The organism is Thioclava marina (genome assembly GCF_002020135.1).
GTDB lineage: Bacteria > Pseudomonadota > Alphaproteobacteria > Rhodobacterales > Rhodobacteraceae > Thioclava > Thioclava marina.
The window spans coordinates 569,863-590,600 of sequence record NZ_MPZS01000003.1 but is presented as its reverse complement, the minus strand read 5'-3'; the positions used below and the strand labels follow the sequence as shown (position 1 = coordinate 590,600).

18 protein-coding genes are annotated in these 20,738 nt (G+C 63.7%); 12 read left to right on the top strand and 6 right to left on the bottom strand.

The window, feature by feature from the left end; genetic code table 11:
* Positions 1–31 precede the first annotated feature (31 nt).
* From groES to BMG00_RS16940, 10 genes are all read left to right on the top strand, one after another.
* Positions 32–319 (top strand): co-chaperone GroES, encoded by a 288-nt coding sequence (groES, locus tag BMG00_RS16985; protein WP_038078462.1) that lies wholly within the window; start codon positions 32–34, stop codon positions 317–319.
* A gap of 67 nt (positions 320–386) precedes the next feature.
* Positions 387–2,030 (top strand): chaperonin GroEL, encoded by a 1,644-nt coding sequence (groL, locus tag BMG00_RS16980; RefSeq protein WP_078575222.1) that lies wholly within the window; start codon positions 387–389, stop codon positions 2,028–2,030.
* 190 nt (positions 2,031–2,220) lie between these two features.
* A complete protein-coding gene (locus BMG00_RS16975) occupies positions 2,221–2,976 on the top strand; it encodes an SDR family NAD(P)-dependent oxidoreductase (protein WP_078575219.1) in 756 nt (251 codons plus the stop codon).
* A gap of 90 nt (positions 2,977–3,066) precedes the next feature.
* Positions 3,067–4,212, top strand: coding sequence for an acyl-CoA dehydrogenase family protein (locus tag BMG00_RS16970; protein ID WP_078575217.1), 1,146 nt, complete (start codon positions 3,067–3,069; stop codon positions 4,210–4,212).
* Positions 4,212–5,258, top strand: a complete 1,047-nt coding sequence (locus BMG00_RS16965; protein ID WP_078530528.1) for an enoyl-CoA hydratase/isomerase family protein — start codon at positions 4,212–4,214, stop codon at positions 5,256–5,258. Before BMG00_RS16970 ends, BMG00_RS16965 begins: the two co-directional genes overlap by 1 nt.
* Positions 5,255–6,127 carry a 3-hydroxyisobutyrate dehydrogenase gene (gene mmsB, locus BMG00_RS16960; RefSeq protein WP_078575215.1) on the top strand — a complete coding sequence of 291 codons (873 nt, stop codon included), beginning with the start codon at positions 5,255–5,257 and terminating at the stop codon, positions 6,125–6,127. Before BMG00_RS16965 ends, mmsB begins: the two co-directional genes overlap by 4 nt.
* A 149-nt stretch (positions 6,128–6,276) precedes the next feature.
* The gene (locus tag BMG00_RS16955) at positions 6,277–6,474 is read left to right on the top strand and encodes a YgaP family membrane protein (RefSeq protein WP_078530530.1); all 198 of its coding nucleotides are present in this window, start codon (positions 6,277–6,279) and stop codon (positions 6,472–6,474) included.
* Between the two features lie 171 nt (positions 6,475–6,645).
* Positions 6,646–7,062 carry an excinuclease ABC subunit A gene (locus BMG00_RS16950; protein ID WP_245795074.1) on the top strand — a complete coding sequence of 139 codons (417 nt, stop codon included), beginning with the start codon at positions 6,646–6,648 and terminating at the stop codon, positions 7,060–7,062.
* Between the two features lie 240 nt (positions 7,063–7,302).
* Positions 7,303–7,656 carry a hypothetical protein gene (locus BMG00_RS16945; RefSeq protein ID WP_078530531.1) on the top strand — a complete coding sequence of 118 codons (354 nt, stop codon included), beginning with the start codon at positions 7,303–7,305 and terminating at the stop codon, positions 7,654–7,656.
* Positions 7,657–7,747: 91 nt separating this feature from the next.
* Complete coding sequence (locus BMG00_RS16940) at positions 7,748–8,239, top strand: hypothetical protein (protein WP_146642686.1); 492 nt, start codon at positions 7,748–7,750, stop codon at positions 8,237–8,239.
* Between the two features lie 3 nt (positions 8,240–8,242).
* Here BMG00_RS16940 and uvrA read toward each other — a convergent pair whose 3' ends face one another.
* Positions 8,243–11,098, bottom strand: coding sequence for an excinuclease ABC subunit UvrA (uvrA, locus tag BMG00_RS16935; RefSeq protein ID WP_078575213.1), 2,856 nt, complete (start codon positions 11,096–11,098; stop codon positions 8,243–8,245).
* A gap of 357 nt (positions 11,099–11,455) precedes the next feature.
* Here uvrA and BMG00_RS16930 point away from each other — a divergent pair, with 357 nt between their 5' ends.
* A complete protein-coding gene (locus BMG00_RS16930) occupies positions 11,456–11,827 on the top strand; it encodes a rhodanese-like domain-containing protein (protein WP_078575211.1) in 372 nt (123 codons plus the stop codon).
* An 82-nt stretch (positions 11,828–11,909) separates the two neighbouring features.
* On the opposite strand, the gene lpdA is transcribed toward BMG00_RS16930, so the two are convergent.
* From lpdA to BMG00_RS16905, 5 genes are all read right to left on the bottom strand, one after another.
* A complete protein-coding gene (gene lpdA, locus BMG00_RS16925) occupies positions 11,910–13,304 on the bottom strand; it encodes a dihydrolipoyl dehydrogenase (RefSeq protein ID WP_078575210.1) in 1,395 nt (464 codons plus the stop codon).
* Positions 13,305–13,340: 36 nt separating this feature from the next.
* Entirely contained in the window at positions 13,341–13,925 is a 585-nt protein-coding gene (locus BMG00_RS16920; protein WP_078575208.1) for a DUF924 family protein, read from the bottom strand.
* Positions 13,926–14,000: 75 nt separating this feature from the next.
* Entirely contained in the window at positions 14,001–15,269 is a 1,269-nt protein-coding gene (locus BMG00_RS16915; RefSeq protein ID WP_078530537.1) for an MFS transporter, read from the bottom strand.
* A gap of 106 nt (positions 15,270–15,375) precedes the next feature.
* Positions 15,376–16,437, bottom strand: coding sequence for a tRNA preQ1(34) S-adenosylmethionine ribosyltransferase-isomerase QueA (gene queA, locus BMG00_RS16910; protein WP_078575206.1), 1,062 nt, complete (start codon positions 16,435–16,437; stop codon positions 15,376–15,378).
* 11 nt (positions 16,438–16,448) lie between these two features.
* Positions 16,449–19,880: a YhdP family protein gene (locus BMG00_RS16905; protein ID WP_078575205.1), complete on the bottom strand. Its 3,432-nt coding sequence runs from the start codon at positions 19,878–19,880 to the stop codon at positions 16,449–16,451.
* A gap of 146 nt (positions 19,881–20,026) precedes the next feature.
* Between BMG00_RS16905 and BMG00_RS16900 the strand changes: the two genes are divergently transcribed.
* Positions 20,027–20,530 (top strand): peroxiredoxin, encoded by a 504-nt coding sequence (locus tag BMG00_RS16900; RefSeq protein ID WP_078575204.1) that lies wholly within the window; start codon positions 20,027–20,029, stop codon positions 20,528–20,530.
* The last annotated feature ends 208 nt before the right edge of the window (positions 20,531–20,738 follow it).

Here is a 20,738-nt window from a genome sequence, read left to right as displayed (position 1 = left end):
TCAAACCTGGAACCTTTAGGGAGTGAGCCAGATGGCATTCAAACCGCTTCATGACCGTGTGCTGGTCAAGCGCGTGGAGAGCGAAGAAAAGACCAAGGGTGGCCTGATCATCCCCGACAGCGCGAAAGAAAAGCCCGCCGAGGGCGAAGTTGTCGCAGTCGGCGACGGCGCACGCAAGGATTCGGGCGAGCTGATCGCTCCGGCAGTGAAGGCGGGCGACCGCGTTCTGTTCGGCAAGTGGTCGGGCACCGAAGTCACGGTCGACGGCGAAGAGCTGCTGATCATGAAGGAAAGCGACATCATGGGCATCATCTCGTAAGGCGCACCCTGCCCTTACCGAGACCCCATGATTTCCCAACGAATACCAAGTCAAGGAGCCAACAGACATGGCAGCCAAGGACGTTAAATTCTCCACCGACGCGCGCGACCGGATGCTCAAGGGCGTCAACATTCTCGCCGACGCGGTGAAAGTGACGCTGGGCCCGAAAGGCCGCAACGTCGTGATCGAAAAGTCGTTCGGTGCGCCCCGCATCACCAAGGACGGCGTGTCGGTCGCCAAAGAGATCGAGCTTTCGGACAAGTTCGAGAACATGGGCGCGCAGATGGTGAAAGAAGTCGCCTCGCGCACCAATGACGAGGCCGGCGACGGCACCACCACCGCGACCGTGCTCGCTCAGGCCATCGTGAAAGAAGGCATGAAGGCCGTGGCCGCGGGCATGAACCCGATGGACCTCAAGCGCGGCATCGACCTCGCCACCAACACCGTCGTCGAAGCCATCAAAGGCGCTGCGCGTCCGGTGAAGGACAGCGACGAAGTCGCCCAGGTCGGCACGATCTCGGCGAACGGCGAAGAGACCATCGGCCGCTTCATCGCTGACGCGATGCAGAAAGTCGGCAACGAGGGTGTCATCACCGTCGAAGAAAACAAGGGCATGGAGACCGAAGTCGAGGTCGTCGAAGGCATGCAGTTCGACCGCGGCTACCTGTCGCCCTACTTCGTGACCAACCCCGACAAGATGGTCGCCGAGCTCGATGACTGCCTCATCCTGCTGCACGAGAAGAAGCTCTCGTCGCTCCAGCCGATGGTGCCGCTCCTGGAGCAGGTCATCCAGTCGCAAAAGCCGCTCCTCATCATCGCCGAGGACGTGGAAGGCGAAGCGCTCGCGACCCTCGTGGTCAACAAGCTGCGCGGCGGTCTGAAGATCGCGGCCGTGAAAGCTCCGGGCTTCGGCGATCGCCGCAAGGCCATGCTGCAGGACATCGCGATCCTGACCGGCGGCCAGGTGATCTCGGAAGATCTCGGCATGAAGCTCGAGAATGTCGGCATGGACATGCTGGGCACCGCGAAGAAGGTCACCATCACCAAGGAAACCACCACCATCGTGGACGGTGCCGGTGACAAGGCCGAGATCGAAGCCCGCGTGGGTCAGATCCGCACCCAGATCGAGGAAACCACCTCGGATTACGACCGCGAGAAGCTGCAAGAGCGTGTCGCGAAACTGGCCGGTGGCGTTGCCGTCATCCGCGTCGGCGGCATGACCGAAGTCGAAGTGAAAGAGCGCAAGGACCGTGTGGACGACGCTCTGAACGCGACCCGTGCGGCCGTGCAGGAAGGCATCGTAGTCGGCGGCGGCGTGGCTCTGGTGCAGGGTGCCAAGGCGCTCGACTCGCTCACCGGCGCCAACAGCGACCAGGAAGCCGGCATCGCGATCGTCAAGCGTGCGCTCGAAGCCCCGCTGCGTCAGATCGCCGAGAACGCCGGTGTGGACGGTGCTGTCGTGGCCGGCAAGGTCCGCGAGAGCGACGACCTGAACTTCGGCTTCAACGCTCAGACCGAAGAATATGGCGACATGTTCAAGTTCGGCGTGATCGACCCGGCCAAAGTGACCCGCACCGCGCTCGAAGACGCGGCGTCGATCGCTGGCCTGCTGATCACCACCGAAGCGATGATCGCCGAGAAGCCGGAGCCGAAAGGCGCGGCCGGTGCCCCCGACATGGGCGGCATGGGCGGCATGGGCGGCATGATGTAATCAGCCGCTCCCGCTTCAGGGATACGGGAAAGGGCGTCCTCCGGGGCGCCCTTTTTCTTTTTGGACGGGACGGCGGCAGAGGGCCGCGCCCGACTGCGGGGCCGGAGCCCCTGCCCGCTCGTGTCCTTCTTTCCCACTTCCCCCGCCCCGCGCTCCGCGTTAGCGTCCTGTCGCAAAACGGGAGGACGACATGATCGAGATGGCATTGGTGACGGGTGCGGCCCGCGGGATCGGCCTGGCGACGGTGAAGCTGTTTCTTGAAATGGGCTGGCAGGTCGTGATGGTCGACCGCGACGAGGCAGAGCTCGAGGAGGCGAGCCGCGATCTCAACGGCACCCACCCGATCCTGTGCGATGTCGCGCAGCCCGATCAGGTCGCAATCCTGGCCGAAGAAGTCAGCCATATCGCGCAATACGGGCTCAAGGCGCTGGTCAACAATGCCGGCGTGGCCGAGTTCGGCCCGATCCGCGACACGGATTTCGCGATGTGGCGGCGCGTGATGGCGACAAATCTCGACGGCGTCTTCCTGATGAGCCAGGCCCTGACGCCATTGCTTGCCAAGGCCAAGGGGGCGATCGTGAACATCGCCTCGATCTCGGGCCTGCGCGCCTCGACGCTGCGCGTGGCCTACGGCACCTCGAAAGCGGCCGTGATCGCACTGACCGAGCAACAGGCGGTCGAGTTGGGCGAGCTGGGCATCCGCGCCAATTGCGTGGCCCCCGGCCCGGTGCGCACGACACTCGCGATGGCTGTGCATAGCCAGGCGATCATCGACGCCTATCACGACGCGATCCCGCTCAACCGCTATGGCTCGGAGCGCGAGATCGCCGAAGCGATCGCCTTCCTCGCCTCGGACAAGGCCAGCTATATCACCGGCCAGCTGCTTGCCGCCGATGGCGGGTTCGGCGCGACAGGGATCGGCCTGCCCGCTTTGCGCAAAGACTGATCGCCCCCCTTGCAAAACTCTTGCAAGGATTCGAAATTAAACGGGTGTTCAATTCATCCGGCCAGATGCCGAACTCGGGGGAGGAGTTTCATGGATTACGCGCTCAGCGAGGAACAGCAGGCCATTTTCGATATGGCCTATGCCTTCGGGCAGGATGAGATCGCGCCCAATGCGGTCGCTTGGGAAGAGGCGGGAACGATTCCCAAAGAGCTTTGGCCAAAGGTGGCGGAGCTCGGTCTGGGCGGGATCTATGTCTCCGAAGAGCAAGGCGGCTCGGGGCTGTCGCGCCTCGATGCGACTCTGGTCTTCGAAGCCCTCGCGATGTCGTGCCCCGCCGTGGGCTCGTTCCTGTCGATCCACAACATGTGCGGCGGCATGATCGACAAGTTCGGCTCGGACGAGGACAAGGCGCGCTGGCTGCCCGATCTCGTGAGCATGAACAAGATCTTCTCCTATTGCCTGACCGAGCCGGGCTCGGGTTCGGATGCGGCAGCGCTGCGCACCCGCGCAGAGCGCACGAACGAGGGCTGGAAACTCAACGGGACCAAGGCCTTCATCTCGGGTGGCGGCTATTCGGACGTCTATGTGACGATGGTGCGCACCGGCGAGGATGGCCCGAAGGGCATCTCGACCGTGGTGGTCGAGGATGGCACGCCGGGGCTGAGCTTCGGCGCGCTCGAGCGCAAGATGGGCTGGAAAGCGCAACCGACCGCTCAGGTCCAATTCGACGATTGCGTCGTACCGGACGAGAACCTTCTGGGCGAAGAGGGCAAGGGGTTCACCTATGCGATGGCGGGGCTCGATGGCGGGCGTCTGAACATCGCGGCCTCGGCCCTGGGTGGCGCGCAGGCCGCGCTGACCCAGACCCTGACCTATATGGGTGAGCGCAAGGCCTTCGGGCGTTCGATCGACCAGTTCCAGGCGCTGCAGTTCCGCCTTGCCGAAATGGAGGTGAAGCTGCAATCGGCCCGCACCTTCCTGCGTCAGGCGGCGTGGAAGCTCGACAACAAGACCCATGACGCGACGAAGTTCTGCGCGATGGCGAAGCTCTACGTGACCGATGCCGCGTTCGACGTGGCCAACCAGTGCCTGCAACTGCATGGCGGCTACGGCTACCTTGCCGATTATGGCATCGAGAAGATCGTGCGCGACCTGCGCGTGCACCAGATCCTCGAGGGCACGAACGAGATCATGCGCCTGATCGTGAGCCGCACCATGCTGGCGGAGCGCGGCTGATGTCCGACGAGACGATGATCGCGAGGAAGGAAGGCCGCGCCGGGCGGCTGACTTTCAACCGGCCGAAGGCTCTCAACGCGCTCGATCATGACATGGCAATGGTGATCGAGGCGGCGCTGGATCAATGGCGCGACGACGCGGAGGTCGACCTTGTGGTGATCGACGCGATCGGCGATCGCGCCTTCTGCGCGGGCGGCGACATCGCGGCCGTCTATCGCGCGGGGATGGCTGGAGATTCCCGTCCCGGTCAGGATTTCTGGCGCGACGAATACCGGATGAACGCGAAAATCGCGGAATATCCCAAGCCGATCGTCGCTTTCATGCAGGGGTTCGTGATGGGCGGCGGCGTCGGTGTCGGCGGCCATGCGAGCCACCGTGTCGTTGGCGAAAGCACACAAGTGTCGATGCCCGAAAGCGGGATCGGTTTGATCCCGGATGTGGGCGGCACGCTGCTGCTTGCCCGGGCGCCGGGCCATGTCGGCGAATATCTGGGGGTGACGGGTGCGCGGATGAACGCGGCCGATGCGCTCTATACCGGCTTTGCCGACTGCTTCGTGCCCGAGGCGGAATGGGAGGCGATCAAGGCGCGACTGATCGAGACCGGTGACATCACGAGCCTGCCCGCGAGCCAGACCCCGCCCGAGCCGGGCAGCCTCGCGCCACAACGCGCAGAGATCGACGCGGCTTTCGCCGCCCCCGACATCCACGCGATCGTCGAGGCGCTCGAGGTCGCAGGCGGCACGTTCTCGGAAAAGACCCTCAAGACGATCCGGCGCAATTCGCCGCTCTCGATGGAGGCGACGATCCGGCTCGTGCGCATGACGCGCGCGGCCAACACCATTCGCGCAGCACTCGAACACGAGTTCCGCTTTACGTGGCGCGCCGCGGAACTAGGTGACTTTCTCGAAGGGGTGCGGGCCCAGATCATCGACAAGGACCGCAATCCGCAATGGAAACACGCTCTGGACAGCCTGCCCGAGGAGGATGTGGCACGGATGCTGGAGCCGCTGGGGCCGGACTGGGCCATCTGGGAGGAGAGTAAATGAAAATCGCATTCATCGGACTTGGGAACATGGGTGGGCCGATGGCCTCGAACCTCGTGGCCGCAGGTCATCAGGTCGTGGGCTTCGACCCGGTCGCACCGCTGCCAGAGGGCGTGGCGCAGGCCACCAGCGCCGCCGCTGCCGCACAGGAAGGCGAAGTGGTGATCACCATGCTGCCCAACGGCCAGATCCTGCGAGATGTCGCCAAGGAGCTCATCCCGGCGATGCAGGAGGGCGCGGTGCTCTGTGACTGCTCGACCGTAGATGTGGACAGCACCAAGGCGGTCGCGAAAATGGCCGCCGATCGCGGTCTCGGAGCGCTCGATGCGCCGGTTTCGGGCGGCGTGGGCGGCGCGACGAACGGCACGCTGACCTTCATGGTCGGCGGCAGCCAGGCCGCCTTCGACAAGGTCAAGCCGCTCTTCGACATCATGGGCCAGAAGGCCGTGCATTGCGGCGACGCGGGCGCGGGTCAATCGGCCAAGATCTGCAACAACATGATCCTCGGCGTGACTATGATCGCCACCTGCGAAGCCTTCGCGCTGGCCGACAAGCTAGGACTCGACCGCGAGAAGATGTTCGACGTGGTTTCGACCTCCTCGGGTCAGAGCTGGTCGATGAACACCTATTGCCCCGCGCCGGGTGTCGGGCCGCAAACGCCCGCGGACAACGATTACAAACCCGGCTTCGCCTCGGAACTGATGCTCAAGGACCTGCGCCTGAGCCAGCAGGCAGCCGAGAGCGCCGATGCAGACACGCCGATGGGCAAGCTCGCCGCCGCCCTCTATGCCGCCTTCGTCGAGGCCGAGGATGGCAAGGGCCGCGACTTCTCGGCCATGCTCCCGCGTTTCGAGAAACGCGGCCGGACCTGAGCGATCGGCGCGGGCGGGCCTTCACTGCCCTGCCCGCGCCCTCATGTCACAGCCCCTCAATTCGTACCGAGGCGAGTTAATCCTTGCCGCGAACAACCGCGTATCGCTATCACAGTGGGTATACAGCGCGATAACCGAAGGGGTTTTCCATGTTTCAACGCAATGTCGGCGGCATTGACCGCATCCTGCGCATCGTGATCGGGCTTGGCCTGATCCTGGGCTATTTCCTGAACCCGGGCGCTCCCTATAGCTGGCTCTACTGGATCGGGATCATCCCGCTCGCGACCGGCCTGATCGGCAGCTGCGCGCTCTACTCGATCCTCGGAATCAACACCTGCAAGAAGTGATCCGGGCGCACAGCCCGCAACGCAGACCCGTCTTCCCCCGCCGAAGCCAACGCGCTTCGGCGGGGTTTTGCTTGCCGCTGCACCATCCGCCGCCGAAGGAAAATTCCTGCGATGGAACGAAAGGCCTCATCCGTTCATTACTCCAGCGAGACGAACGAAAGGAGAGTTCGCATGAAACATCTGACCCGCCTCACGCTTGCCGCCACGCTTGGCGCGAGCCTGCTGCCCGGCGTCGCGCTGGCCGACAATCCCGGCAACGGCGCTGCGAAGTGGAAGAAGGACAAGCCGCGCTCGGAATATGTAATCCGTGGTGCCCAGCACGATTACCGTGCCTGCCCGCCCGGGCTGGCCAAGAAGAACAATGGCTGCCGCCCGCCGGGACTGACCCAGGAGCATCACGAGCGCAAGCGCTGGCGTGAAGGCGAACGGATCACCGGCGATTACATCCTCGTGCGCGATCCGCGCCGCTTCGGGCTCGACCCGCGCAACACCTACTGGCGCTCGGACGGGTATGTCTACAGGGTCGATCGCAAGACCGGTGAAGTGCTCGCACTTATCGGTCTGGCGCAATCGATCCTCGGCAATTGATTTCGCAACTGCGAAAACGCCCCCGAAACTGACGTCACGGCAAGGCAAGGCCCGCGCAAATCGCGCGGGCCTTTAACGAATCATGGGGTACGTGTTCAATTTTTTGTTAGGCAATATCAAACACCTACAGTGCACTAATGTACACAGGCGCGCGCATAACGGAAATGCGGATTCTGCAATGGACCTTTTTGCCGCAATGCGGCATTTCCCTACCGAACGCAGAATAATAAGGAAACGCGCATGACCTATCTTCCCCGATATGCGCTGATCGCAGTGATCGGCGCGGCCCTGTCGCCCATCGCCGTTATGGCGGAAGGCCCCGCCAAGTGGCTGACCTCTGACAGCGCGGCTCAGATCACTCTGGCCAGCAGCGACATGACCGCCATCTCGACGCCTTCGGTGCGCAATGACCGGCTTTGGGAGCAGGGCCAGCGGATCACGCGCAACTATGTCCGCATCCGTCAGCCCGGCAATTTCGGCCTGAACCCGAATGCGACCTACTGGCGCTCCTACGACTATATCTACCGTGTTGATGCGCAGACCGGCGAAGTGCTCGCCCAGGTCGGCAAGGCGGACTCGATCATCGGCCACTGAGCCGCGCCTTTCGACAACCGGCATTCTTTTGGAAAACGGGCGGAACATTTTCCGCCCGTTTTGCTTTCTCCTGCACGAAGAGGGAGAATCGATGACTGCCATGCCGCGACAAATCTCACCCCGCCCGTTGCCGTTGCCGGTCATCAGCCCAACCGCTAGGGTTCATGGGATGAGAGTTTCCGGCCTGACAGCGTCGGCCTTGCTGGCCCTGGTTATCCTCGCCCTGCCCGCCTCGGCACAAGACGTCGAGGTGATGCGAGGCGGCAAGCGTGTGGTCGGACAGGCAGAGTCAAACGCAACCACCAAGCCAGAATGCAAGACGCTCTCGACGGGCGACACCTTTTGCAAGGTTGAGCGCAACGGCGTCTCGCGCTGGGTTCTCCAGGGCCAGATGCAACCGGATTTCAAAGTCGGTGAGATTTTCCCGGTCTATGACCATTCGATGGTGATGAATCTCAACCGCTATGACCTGCCGCCCGTGACGGGTGCGTGGCGCTATTACGTAGTGCGCGGCGTGATCTACAAAGTCGGCGCGGACAGCCACAAGGTTCTTGAAGTGATGGGCCGCGCGATCCGGCGCTGATCGCTATTCCGCAGCCTCCTTGAGCCCCAGCATCGGCGCGAGATACCGCCCGGTATGCGAGCGCGGATTGATCGCGACCTCTTCCGGTGTGCCCTCGGCCACGATCTCGCCACCGCCATCACCGCCCTCGGGTCCGATATCGATGATATGATCGGCGGTCTTGATCACGTCGAGATTGTGCTCGATCACCACAACCGTATTGCCCTGCTCGACAAGGGAATGCAGCACCTCCAGCAATTTTCGCACATCCTCGAAATGCAGACCCGTGGTCGGCTCGTCGAGGATGTAGAGCGTGCGGCCCGTCGCGCGTTTGCTGAGTTCTTTGGACAGTTTCACCCGCTGCGCCTCACCGCCCGAAAGCGTCGTCGCCTGCTGGCCGACCTTGATATAGCCAAGCCCTACCTCCATCAGCGCATCCATCTTCTCGCGGATCGCGGGCACGGCCTTGAAGAACTCCTGCGCGTCCTCGACGGTCATATCAAGAACGTCCGCTATGCTCTTGCCTTTATACAAGATTTCCAAGGTCTCGCGGTTATAACGCTTGCCCTTGCAGGTCTCGCATTCGACATAAACGTCGGGCAGGAAGTGCATCTCGATCTTGATGACGCCATCGCCCTGACAGGCCTCGCAGCGCCCGCCCTTCACGTTGAAGCTGAACCGCCCCGGCTTGTAGCCGCGCGCCTTGGCCTCGGGCAGGCCCGCGAACCAGTCGCGGATCGGGGTGAAGGCCCCGGTGTAAGTGGCTGGATTCGAACGCGGAGTCCGCCCGATGGGTCGCTGGTCAATGTCGATGACCTTGTCGAGATGCTCGAGCCCCTTCACCGTATCGCAGGGCGCGGGCGTCTGGCGTGCACCGTTGAGGCGCATCGAGGCGGTCTTGAACAGCGTCTCGATGGTCAGCGTCGACTTTCCGCCGCCCGAAACACCGGTCACGCAGACGAATTTGCCCAGCGGGAAATCGACCGTCACATTCTTGAGGTTGTTACCGCAAGCCCCGACAACGGTTAGCTTCTTCTTGTTTCCCTTGCGGCGATCCGTGGGCACGGCGATCTCGCGCGTGCCGCTGAGATATTGCCCTGTCAGCGACGCCGCGTCGGCCGCGATCTCCTCGGGCGTGCCGCGCGCGACAACCTGCCCGCCATGCACACCCGCCCCGGGGCCGATATCGAAGACGTAATCGGCATGGCGGATCGCATCCTCGTCATGCTCGACCACGATCACCGTATTGCCCTGATCGCGCAGGTTCTTGAGCGTGAGCAGCAGCCGGTCATTGTCGCGCTGGTGCAGGCCGATGGAGGGTTCGTCCAACACGTAAAGCACCCCCGTCAGCCCCGAGCCGATCTGCGACGCCAACCGGATCCGCTGGCTTTCGCCGCCCGAAAGCGTGCCCGCCGCGCGGCTCATCGTGAGATAGTCGAGCCCGACATTCACAAGGAATCCAAGACGTTCGCGGATCTCCTTGAGGATCGCATGGGCGATCTCGTTTTTCTGCTGGCTCAGACTGTCGGGCACGGTCGCCACCCAGTCATGCGCCTCACGGATCGACATCTCGACGATCTGGCCGATATGCTTGCCGCCGATCTTCACGGCAAGAGCTTCGGGGCGCAGACGGTAGCCCTCGCAGGCGTGGCAGGGGCGGTTGTTCTGGTAGCGCTCCATCTCCTCGCGCGACCAGGCGCTATCGGTCTCGCGGTAGCGGCGTTCCATATTGGGGATGATGCCCTCGAAGGTACGGCTGACCTCGTAGACACGGCCGCCCTCGTCGAAGCGGAACTTGATCTCCTCGTCGCCCGAGCCGCGCAGGAAGAGGTTTTGAACCTTCTCCGGCAGGTCTTTCCACGGCTTCTTCGGGTCGAACTCGTAATGCTTGGACAGTGCCTCGACGGTCTGGGTGTAATAGGGAGATTTCGAGCGCGCCCAGGGCGCCAGCGCCCCGCCCTTGATCGAAAGCGTTACATCGGGCACCACGAGGCGTTCGTCAAAGAACAGCTCGACCCCAAGCCCGTCGCAGACCGGGCAGGCCCCGAAAGGCGCGTTGAACGAGAACAGGCGCGGTTCGATCTCGGGAATGGTGAAGCCCGAGACCGGGCAGGCAAAGTTTTCCGAGAAGGTCGTGCGTTCTGGATCGCCCTCTTTCGGCGCGGACTCGAAAATCGCGATGCCGTCGGCCAGATCGAGCGCGGTGCGGAAACTGTCCGCCAGCCGCGTCTCCATCCCCTCGCGCACCACGACACGGTCCACCACCACGTCAATATTATGGCGGAACTTCTTGTCGAGCGTGGGCGGCTCTTCCAGTTCGTAGAACTCGCCATTCACCTTCACGCGCTGGAAGCCCTGCTTGCGCAGCTCGATGAATTCCTTGCGATATTCGCCCTTGCGGTCGCGCACGATCGGGGCGAGCAGATAGCCGCGCGTGCCCTCCTCCATGCGCATCACCGCATCGACCATATCCTGCACCTGCTGCGCCTCGATCGGCTCGCCGGTGGCGGGCGAATAGGGCGTGCCCGCGCGGGCGAAAAGCAGACGCATGTAGTCGTAGATCTCGGTCACGGTGCCAACGGTCGAGCGCGGGTTCTTCGAGGTCGTCTTCTGCTCGATCGAGATCGCGGGCGAGAGGCCCGAGATGTGATCCACATCCGGCTTGCCCATCATGTCGAGGAACTGGCGCGCGTAAGCGCTCAGGCTCTCGACATAGCGGCGCTGGCCCTCGGCATAGATCGTGTCGAAGGCCAGCGAGGATTTCCCCGAACCCGACAGCCCCGTGATCACCACGAACTGATCGCGCGGGATATCGAGATCCACGCCCTTGAGATTGTGCTCGCGCGCGCCGCGCACTTCGATGAACTTCTGCTCAGCCATCAATGCCCCCTGACATACCAGCCCTAGATAGGAGATGTCGGGCGAGTCTCCAATGAAAAAGAGCGAACGAAATGTGAACTTTTCAGGTTTCGTTGGGCCGCGCCAAATCTTTCGGCAGCATCGCAGGGCCGCTGAAGCGGCTGATCCGGTCCCGGGTACGCCTCCAACGTTCGCCTCTCTTTCCCGCCCGCTTCCCTCGCAGCAAGATCAAATTCGTGGCAGATCGGTCTCGAATTCCAAGTCTTGAATGTATTTTTGACGAGTTTCCCGTGAACCCACTTGAAAGACTCACTGGATTTGCCACATGAGGCTGGAACCGGGCCAAAGTGCCCATCCGAGTTTGCAAGAGGTATCGACATGCTGAACTTCCTTCGCCCCTCGGCCCATGGCGGTCGCGTCGAGCGGATCAACCCCAAGGATGCCGTGGCCAAGGCAAAAGCTGGCGAACTGACCGTGATCGACGTGCGCGAAGGCATGGAGGTCAAGAGCTCGGGCAAGGCCAAGGGCGCGCTGCACATCCCGCTCGCGACCATCCGCATGAAAGCCGATCCGTCCAGCCCCGAGAAGGATCCCAAGCTTGATACCGCAAAGCCCGTAGCGCTCTATTGCGCCTCGGGTGCGCGTTCGGCTGGCGCGGCCCAGATGCTCGCGCAAATGGGTTACGAACATGTCTTCAATATCGGCGGCCTCTATGACTGGCACGCCGCAGGCGGCGAGATCGAGCGCTGATCCGTCACATCCATCGAGCAGTCAAAAGGGGCCCCGAGGGCCCCTTTTTCATGTCTCGGTCTGACGGCTGGCGCGGGTGCGATCAGAAGTGGATCGCACGACCGTAAGCGTCGAGCACGGATTCATGCATCATTTCCGACAGGGTCGGATGCGGGAAGACCGTGTTCATCAGGTCTTCCTCGGTGGTCTCGAGCTGGCGGCCCACGACGTAGCCCTGGATCAGCTCGGTCACCTCGGCGCCCACCATATGCGCGCCCAGCAATTCACCGGTCTTAGCGTCGAACACGGTTTTGACCATACCCTCGGGTTCACCAAGCGCGATTGCCTTGCCATTGCCGACGAAGGGGAAGCGCCCGACCTTGACCTGATAGCCTGCCTCTTTCGCCTTCGCTTCGGTCATGCCCACCGAGGCAACCTGCGGCGAGCAATAGGTGCAGCCCGCGATCGAGCCAGGTTTGACCGGGTGGGCGTGCTTGCCCGCGATCAGCTCGGCCACCATCACGCCTTCATGGCTCGCCTTGTGCGCAAGCCAGGGCGCGCCCGCGATGTCGCCGATCGCATAGAGCCCCTCGACCCCGGTACGGCAGAATTCGTCGGTCACGACATGGGTGCGGTCGACCTTCACACCTGCTTCTTCAAGACCCAGATCCTCGACATTGCCGACGATCCCCACGGCCGAAATCACGGTATCGACTTCGAGCGTTTCGGTCTTGCCGCCCGCCTCAAGGGTCGCGATCACCTTGTCGGCCTTGCGGTCGAGCTTGGTGACGGTGGTCTTCTCGCGGATCTTCATCCCCTGCTTCTCGAACTGCTTCTTGGCGAATTTCGAGATTTCCTCATCCTCGACCGGAAGCACGCGATCCATGACCTCGACCACGGTGGTCTCGGCGCCCAGCGTGTTGAAGAAGCTCGCGAATTCGATGCCAATCGCGCCCGATCCGATGACCAGCAGCTTCTTGGGTTGATGCGGCGGCTGCAGTGCGTGCTTGTAGGACCAGACGCGCTTGCCGTCTGCCTCGAGCCCCGGCAGGTTGCGCGCGCGCGCCCCGGTCGCGAGCACGATGTTCTTCGCGGTCAGCTCTTCGGTGCCCTTGTCGGTCGCGACCGTCACCTTGCCCTTGCCGGCAAGTTTCGCCGTGCCCATGACGACATCGACCTTGTTCTTCTTGAGCAGGTGAGCGACGCCGGAGGAGAGTTGCTTGGCGACCCCGCGCGAGCGCTTCACCACCGCGTCGAGGTCATAGCCGATCTTCTCGGCGCTCAGGCCGAACTCCTTCGCACGTTCCATCAGGTGGAAGACCTCGGCCGAGCGCAGCAGCGCTTTCGTCGGGATACAGCCCCAGTTGAGACAGATGCCGCCCAGATGCTCGCGCTCCACGACCGCGACCTTGAGGCCCAGTTGCGCGCCGCGGATGGCACAGACATAGCCCCCCGGCCCTGCCCCGATCACGATCATGTCGTAGCTTTTCGATGCCATGTCTTCCCTCCGGTCAGAAACTGGTTTGGCATTAAACTATTTTACGGGCGCATTCAACTCACCCTGTGCGTTCAGCGCCTTTCCATAGCCTCCCTCACGCAGAAATGTCTCTTCTTCGGGCAAGGTCTCGCGTCCGAGCGCAGGATTACGCCACGGGAAACGCCCGAATTGTTCGATCACTGAACGATGTGCGCGGGCATGTTTCAGATTGTCCGGCGAATACCAGCGCTCGGAAAACAGCTGCACCGCGCGATCCTGATCCGCGAGCGCCTCGGAATGCATGAAAGGCAGGTAGAAGAATTGCTGCAAGGGCGGGCCGATCTGCATGTCGCAGCCTTCGGCGATTGCACGGCCCGCATGGTCGCGCGCAGCCGCATCGGTCTGGAAAGCGCGTGGGTCGTCGCGAAACATGTTTCGCGGGAACTGGTCGAGCAAAAGGATCAATGCCAGCGCCCCCGTCGGACAACGCTCCCACTCATTGAGCGCGCCCTGTGAAGCGACCTGCCAGAGCGGCGCGAAGCGGCGCCGGATGGCCGCGTCGATCTCCTCGGTGGACTGATACCAGTGCTTCTCGCCGACTTCCACGCGCCAGAAGCGCACAATCTCCTCGATACGATCCATAGAAAAACGGCCCTCCCCTGCCGCAACCCGGATCAATGGTAGGGCATGGCGCGCGATGGGCAAAGCCGAAACGGATCAGGCCGCGTCCGGGCGCGTCTCCTCGTCCGAGCTGGCCTCTTCCTGAGCGACCTCGAGGACCGCCTCGACCGCCACCGCCGTCGCCGTGGGCGAGAGAACCGCATAAGTGCTGGTGTCGTCTGCCGACGGGGCTGCGCGCCGTGTCATCCGCCAGACGGCATAGCCCGCGATCCCCGCGCAGAGAACCCCCATGTAGAGGAAGAACCCGCCCGGCCCCACGACCCCCATCAGCCAGCCGGTGACCATCGGCCCCGCGACCGCGCCCACCCCGTTGGTGAACATCAGCCCCGCCGAGGCAGCGGCCATGTCGGAATTGTCGAGATAGTCGTTCGTGTAGGCGATCAGCAGCGAATAGAGCGGGTTGGCCACGCCCCCGATCAGCGCGCCCGCAACCAGCAACAGCCAGAATGGCGGGCTGAAGATGAAGGCGGCGAGCATCACTACCGCGCCGCAAAGCGCCGTGCCTGCGATCAGCACGCGCCGGTCCATCCGGTCCGAGAAATAGCCGATGGGATATTGCAGGATCATCCCGCCCACATAGATCGCCGCGACGAAGGTCGAGATCTGCTTGACGTTGAGCCCTTCGGCAGTGCCCCAGACAGACGCCATGCCGAACATCGCCGAGAAGATCCCGCCGAGCAGGAAGATCCCCACCATGCCAAGCGGCGAAGCTTCCCAGAGCCGCTTGAAGGTCATGCGCTGGATCGTCTCGAAACTCGGCGCAGGCGAGGCCGACAGAAGGATCGGCGTGAACGAGAGCGACACCAGAACGGAGGGGATAACGAAAAGGAAATAGCCCGCCGGATCGCCCACGTTCAGCAGCGCCTGGGCTGCGACGATCCCGATCATCTGCATCATCATGTAAAGTGAAAGCGCCTGCCCGCGCGTCTCGTTCGTGGCACTTGCGTTCAGCCAGCTCTCGGCGGTGATGTAGACCCCCGAGAAGGAAAACCCGATCAGCACCCGCATCGCCACCCAGGCGGGCCAGTTCGGGAAGGCGGCATAGAGCACCAGCACCGCCGAGATCAGCGAGCCGAGTGCTGCGAAGACCCGCACATGTCCTACCCGCGCGATCATCTCGGGCACCATGCGTGAGCCGAACAGGAAGCCCGCGAAATAGGCCGACATCACGAGCGACATGTAGAAGGTGTCGATGCCCTCGATATTGCCCCGGATGCCGAGCAACGTGCCCTGCATCCCGTTGCCCACCATCAGGAGCATGATCCCAAGCAAAAGCGGCCAGGTCTGGCGCAGCACTAACAACATCGAAACGTCCCTCAGGTTTGGCCTGCGGTCAGGCGCGTGGGTCTGCGCCGTCCCGAGCCTCGGCATCTAGGGCGGCGCGTCGCGAAGAACAGGTCTGTATCCGACCTTACGGGATCAGAAGCGACGCATCGCCATAGGAAAAGAATCTGTAACGTTTTTCAAGCGCATGCGCGTAAATCTTTTGTATCCGCTCGCGTCCCATCAAGGCCGAGACCAGCATCAGCAGCGTGGATTTCGGCAGGTGGAAATTCGTCATCAGCGCGTCCGTGATGCGAAAGTCGAAGCCGGGATAGATGAAGATGTCGGTCGCGTCGCGAAACGGCACGATATGGCCCTTGGCGCCACCCGGCGCGCGCGCCGCACTCTCGATCAGGCGCAGCGCGGTGGTGCCGACCGGGATCACCCGGCCGCCCGCCGCTTTCGTTGCGTTGATCTCGGCGGCGGCGGCCTCGCTCACCTCGCCCCATTCGGCATGCATCTTGTGGGTGGTCACGTCCTCGACCTTGACCGGCAGGAACGTGCCCGCGCCGACATGGAGGGTCACCTCGGTGAACTCGACCCCTTTCGCGGCCAGCGCTTCGAGCAGTTCGCGGGTGAAATGCAGGCTCGCGGTCGGGGCGGCCACCGCACCGGAATGGCGCGCGAACACGGTCTGGTAGTCGCGCTTGTCCTCTTCGTCAGGCGCACGCAGTGCCGCGATATAGGGCGGCAGCGGCATCGCACCGGCCTCGGCGAGCGCTTCGTCGAAATCGTCGCCCTCGAGATTGAAGGCTATGCGCAGCTGCCCGTCCTCGATCGCGACGACCTCCGCCGAGAGCTTCTCGGAAAACACGATCGTCTCGCCATCCTTGACCTTGCGCAGGGGTTTGGCGAGCGCGGTCCATTCACCGCCCGGCGCTGGTTCCAAGAGTGTCACCTCGACCTTCGCGGTCACCTCGCCCTGAGCGCTCTGCCGGGTGCGCGTTCCCGAAAGGCGCGCCGGGATCACCTTGGTGTTGTTGAGCACCAGACGATCGCCGGGCCGGAAAATGTCGATCAGGTCGCGCACATGCAAATCAGTGATCGTGTCACCTTGAGCCAGCAGCAGGCGCGCCGCGTCGCGGGGCCGTGCGGGGCGCGTGGCAATCAGACCCTCGGGCAGGTCGAAGTCGAAATCCTCGAGTTTCATTGGAAAGAACCTTATTCGCTCAGCACTTCAGGCGGGCCGGAGCGGAACATCTCGCGCATCGCGCCCGGCGCGAGGACCGAGAGCGGGTTGATCGAGACCTTGGGCGCATCAGACGACCCGCGCAGCGAGTAGTTAAAGCCAAACAGCCCCTCGCCCGCCTTGGAAATGATCTGACCGATCCCGTTCACCAGATAGAACGGAGAGATCACCCCCTTCATGTTGAGCTTCTTGCTGTCCGGGTAATAGTTGCCCGTCATCGTCACACCCATCGAGGCCCCTACGGCGGCGCCCCTTGTGACGCTGACCCCGTTGGGCGTCAAGCGGAAGGCGCCATCCACCGTGGAGAAGACGATCCCCTCGCCATCGAGCTGCTCGAGAAGTCCCACGCCGGAAGCCGCCGACAGGAGCGAGGCGAGCACCGGTGCGTCCTTCACGCGAAGGTTGGCGATCTTAACCTCGCCGTCATAGCTCTTGCGATCGCGCGGGGTCAGAACGAGCGTCCCCTGCCCGCCGCGCGCCTTGGTGAAGATCCCCGAAGCCTTCAGCACCGCCCCCGCGTCGGATGCCTGCGCGCGGATCGCGACACGTCCCCCAGCCGCCGGGATCAACGTGCCCGCGATCGGCGCGCCGCCATTGACCAGCGCCTGGAAATTGCCCGCGAACCCGCCGCGGGTGGAGAAATCGCCACGGAACCCGGTGAGCGCGATTGCATCGGTGATCTGGACACGGTCGAGAGACGCGGTGATCGCGGTCCCTCCGCCGCCGCCCGAGCCTCCGCCCGAACCGCCAGCCCCCGAGCCGAAATCGGATTTCGCCAGATCGAGCCTGCCGGAATTGACCTGCACATTGACCGCGCGCCCCTTGCCCTGCCCCACAAGATCGGCGCTGCCGGCAAACCAGTTGCCGATGCGCAGATCGGAAAACCGTGCACGGTTGAGGCCGCCATCCCTGACGAGGCTCACATCGCCCGCCGCGCGCAACCCCGGCGCGGTATAGGCGAGGCTCTCGATCGCCGGAGGCTGACCGAGCGTGCCCGACAGTGTCAGTGATCCCTTCGTGCCCGGCCCCTTTGCGTAACCGATCTCGGGGAGCGACAGGCGCAGCCCCGCAAGGTCGCTCTCGAAGGTGAAGCGCGTCGCCTCGTCCTTGCGCAGCGCGAGGTCTATCTGCCCGTTGCCCTTGCCCGCCACCATGCCGCGTGGCAGGCCCACGCCGAAAGCATCGAGCGCATCGGGCGTCACCTCGATTACAGCCTTCACCTCCGAGCGTCCCTTGGCCTCGGGGCCGAAACGCTGGTCCCACGCGCCGTCGAAGGCCACGCCCGACAGCGTGCCCTTGCCGGAGATCACCATCCCCGCATTAACGGCCTTGAGGGTCAGCGCATCGGCGCGCAATTCGCGGCCCGGCACGAGAACGTCGCTCTTCACCTCGGTCATCCGCGCGGTCACGTCAAAGCCGATCTCTTCGGCCGGCACGCGCGGCTTGAGCGGCAGACGGATGACCGAACGCGCTTCGGCCCAGCCACTCGCGATATCGGTCTTCATCCCGGCTTTGCTCAGGAACTCGAAAGGCGGCTGGTCAAGCAACGACAGCGCCGCGGGGATTGGCGAGCGGGTGACCAGCGTCACCACGGCGGGCGCGGGCTTGATGCGGATATCGGGCACGATCAGTTCCGTCCCGGCGACCTCGATGCGCCCGCCCGAGGGCGCGGTGACATGGCCTTCCTCGACCTTCAGCGCCTGGCGCGTGTCGATGATGCTCGCGAACCCCTTGCCCTGCTGCACCGGCGGGAGGGTCTTGAGCACCCGCACATCGGCCCCGCGAAACTCGTAGCCAAGACCGAGCTTGGGCTCCTGTCCCGGCACCAGGCGCAACCCGGCATGGACATTGCGCAACTGACCCGTGGTCACGTTCTGCTCCAGCCAGTCGCGGGTCTTCGGCACGACCACCGGCGGCCAGAGCGCGAGCAGCTTGGTCTGGTCGATCTGGTCGATCCCGGCGTCGAGCGAGACTTTCCAGCCATCGGGCTGCGCCGAGAGCTGCCCCTTCGCGCTGATCGTCGTGTCGCCTTCGTCGTTGAGTTCGAGTTGCCCGACCTCGGCACGGAAAGGATCGAGCGCGAGCCGGAAATCGACCGCGCCCTGATCGAAACGCACAGGCGTATCGAAGAGGCCCGCGGGGTCGAGTTCGAGATTGGAGATCGCGATCTGGCCCAGCAATTCCTGCGGCACACCGTTGCGCAGGTCCCGCAGATAGGCCAGCCCGTCGGCATGCAGGCGAACCGCGCGGCTCTTGATTTCAAGGTTCGACACCTCGACGCGCTGCCGTAGGGGATCATAGCTGAGGTAAAGCTTGCCGCTTTCGATCGCGATCGGGCGCACGCCCTCATTGGGGCGGATCGCACCGGCGCCGATTTCGAGCATGGCGTTCATGCCGGTCAGCTCGCCCCTGTCGTCGAGACCCGAGCGCAGCGCCCCCGAGATCGGCGCGTTAAGCACACCAAGCGCGGCCAGCGCCGGCGATTGCACCGCGAGATCGCGTGCGGGAAGCGCCGTCACGGCGGCGCCGAAACTCGCCTCGCGGCTCGCCTTTTCGGTGGTCATCGAGACCGCGACCTGCGCGGGTTTTGAGGACTCACCGGCGACGTCGAAGCCGAGGGCGACGGAAATCTCTTCCGGCGTCTGGCTCAACTTGAACCGCCCTTGCGAAACCTTCCACAACCGATCGAGCCGTTCGTCCATCAGGCGCAACTCGACATCCTCGGCGGTCACCGTCTCGAGCTTGGACAGCGCCGGAACCTCGAACACCGTCTCGAAGGCCTCCACGGCGTCCGAGACATTGTTGAGATTGAGCGCCCCGAACATGTCGCCACCGCCGAGATCCAGATCCAGCCGTCCGTCGGGCAGGCGATGCAGCGCGAGGCTCGCGCCGCGGATCCGGAACGACCGCGGCACGACCTTGCCGCGCAGAAGCGGCTCGCTCCAGAGCGTCGCACGCAGCTCGGGCAGAACGGCGATCGGCAGGCCCGAGGGCCGGTCGAGCTGCACCATCTTGAACCGGACACGCGGCCGCAGCCCCTCGTCGACGAAGAGATCGATCCCGCCCGCGAGCGTCACTTTCATCCGCCCCTCGAGCGCCGCATTGGCGCGCGCCTGCAACTGCGCGACGATCCAGCCCGGCGCCGAGACAGGTTGATGGGTGATCACGAGCCAGGCGAAAATCGAGGCCAGAGCAAGTACCGGCAGCGTCAGGAGCAGAAGCAGACCGGTGCGACCGCGCCGCGCGGAGGACTCGAACGTCTCCTCAGAACTCTCTGACAAAACGGGATTTTCCAGAAGATACGCATCCGCCTTCGGCGGCATTCTCTCAGCCGCGGCAGCCGCGTCCTTGCGCGGCGACCCCATCGCGGGGTCAGAGGGGCGGTCTTGCTCCATCGCCTTCATTCGGGTGGCTCCCGTTCCTCCCGTGATTGCCCGATCGGGCCATCCAGCGGGGGCGGGTTGGCCTTGCCCCAGTCTCCTGCCTCGTGGTTAATTCTTGCCCAATGCGGGCACGAAAGTAAGCCCCGATCTGCGAAGGAGACATCAAAGTGATCCAGACAGGCGAAAAAGCGCCGGACTTCACCCTTCCCGCAACCGGGGGCAATGCGCTCGGAGCATTGGGAAATCTGATCACGGAAGACGGGATGCTGCGGCTTTCGGACGCGCTGCCCCATCCCGTCGTGCTGTATTTCTACCCCAAGGACAACACGCCGGGCTGCACCACCGAAGCTCTCGATTTCAGCCGGCTCGCGGGCGAGTTCGCCGCCGCAGGTGTCGTCGTGATCGGGATGTCGAAAGACAGCCTCAAGAAGCACGAGAATTTCTGCGCCAAGCACGACCTCGGGATTTACCTTGCCTCAGACGATGGCGGGGAGACCTGCGAAGCCTATGGCGCGTGGGCTGAAAAATCCATGTATGGCAAGACCTTCTGGGGCATCGTTCGCTCGACCATTCTGATCGGAAAGGATGGCATCGTGGCGCAGGTCTGGCCGAAAGTGAAAGTGAAGGGCCACGCTGAAGAGGTGCTCGACGCGGCGCGCGCGCTGGCCTGAGTCCATCTTTTGCCGACCCAAACTGCCGATCGCGCGAAGGTGAAAGTCGCGCGATCGGCACGGCGAAACCCGCCTGAAAAGGCACATTTTTCGGCAGAAAACCGCCCATCCCAAGCGCGTGAGGGAACTCCTGCCCGATGCTTGGGCAAAAGCGGTTGCCCGGGCCGCCCCCCCTTGCTAATCCCTCTTCAACCGGGCGGAGGAAGTT

Bases quoted from the DNA above. Each gene is read 5' to 3' on its own strand.
- BMG00_RS16965 (WP_078530528.1), top strand. From the start codon at position 4,212: ATGTCCGACGAGACGATGATCGCGAGGAAGGAAGGCCGCGCCGGGCGG.
- BMG00_RS16905 (WP_078575205.1), bottom strand. From the start codon at position 19,880: ATGAAGGCGATGGAGCAAGACCGCCCCTCTGACCCCGCGATGGGGTCG.
- mmsB (WP_078575215.1), top strand. From the start codon at position 5,255: ATGAAAATCGCATTCATCGGACTTGGGAACATGGGTGGGCCGATGGCC.
- uvrA (WP_078575213.1), bottom strand. From the start codon at position 11,098: ATGGCTGAGCAGAAGTTCATCGAAGTGCGCGGCGCGCGCGAGCACAAT.
- groES (WP_038078462.1), top strand. From the start codon at position 32: ATGGCATTCAAACCGCTTCATGACCGTGTGCTGGTCAAGCGCGTGGAG.
- lpdA (WP_078575210.1), bottom strand. From the start codon at position 13,304: ATGGCATCGAAAAGCTACGACATGATCGTGATCGGGGCAGGGCCGGGG.
- BMG00_RS16940 (WP_146642686.1), top strand. From the start codon at position 7,748: ATGACTGCCATGCCGCGACAAATCTCACCCCGCCCGTTGCCGTTGCCG.
- BMG00_RS16955 (WP_078530530.1), top strand. From the start codon at position 6,277: ATGTTTCAACGCAATGTCGGCGGCATTGACCGCATCCTGCGCATCGTG.
- BMG00_RS16975 (WP_078575219.1), top strand. From the start codon at position 2,221: ATGATCGAGATGGCATTGGTGACGGGTGCGGCCCGCGGGATCGGCCTG.
- queA (WP_078575206.1), bottom strand. From the start codon at position 16,437: ATGAAACTCGAGGATTTCGACTTCGACCTGCCCGAGGGTCTGATTGCC.
- groL (WP_078575222.1), top strand. From the start codon at position 387: ATGGCAGCCAAGGACGTTAAATTCTCCACCGACGCGCGCGACCGGATG.
- BMG00_RS16915 (WP_078530537.1), bottom strand. From the start codon at position 15,269: ATGTTGTTAGTGCTGCGCCAGACCTGGCCGCTTTTGCTTGGGATCATG.
- BMG00_RS16970 (WP_078575217.1), top strand. From the start codon at position 3,067: ATGGATTACGCGCTCAGCGAGGAACAGCAGGCCATTTTCGATATGGCC.
- BMG00_RS16930 (WP_078575211.1), top strand. From the start codon at position 11,456: ATGCTGAACTTCCTTCGCCCCTCGGCCCATGGCGGTCGCGTCGAGCGG.
- BMG00_RS16945 (WP_078530531.1), top strand. From the start codon at position 7,303: ATGACCTATCTTCCCCGATATGCGCTGATCGCAGTGATCGGCGCGGCC.
- BMG00_RS16920 (WP_078575208.1), bottom strand. From the start codon at position 13,925: ATGGATCGTATCGAGGAGATTGTGCGCTTCTGGCGCGTGGAAGTCGGC.
- BMG00_RS16950 (WP_245795074.1), top strand. From the start codon at position 6,646: ATGAAACATCTGACCCGCCTCACGCTTGCCGCCACGCTTGGCGCGAGC.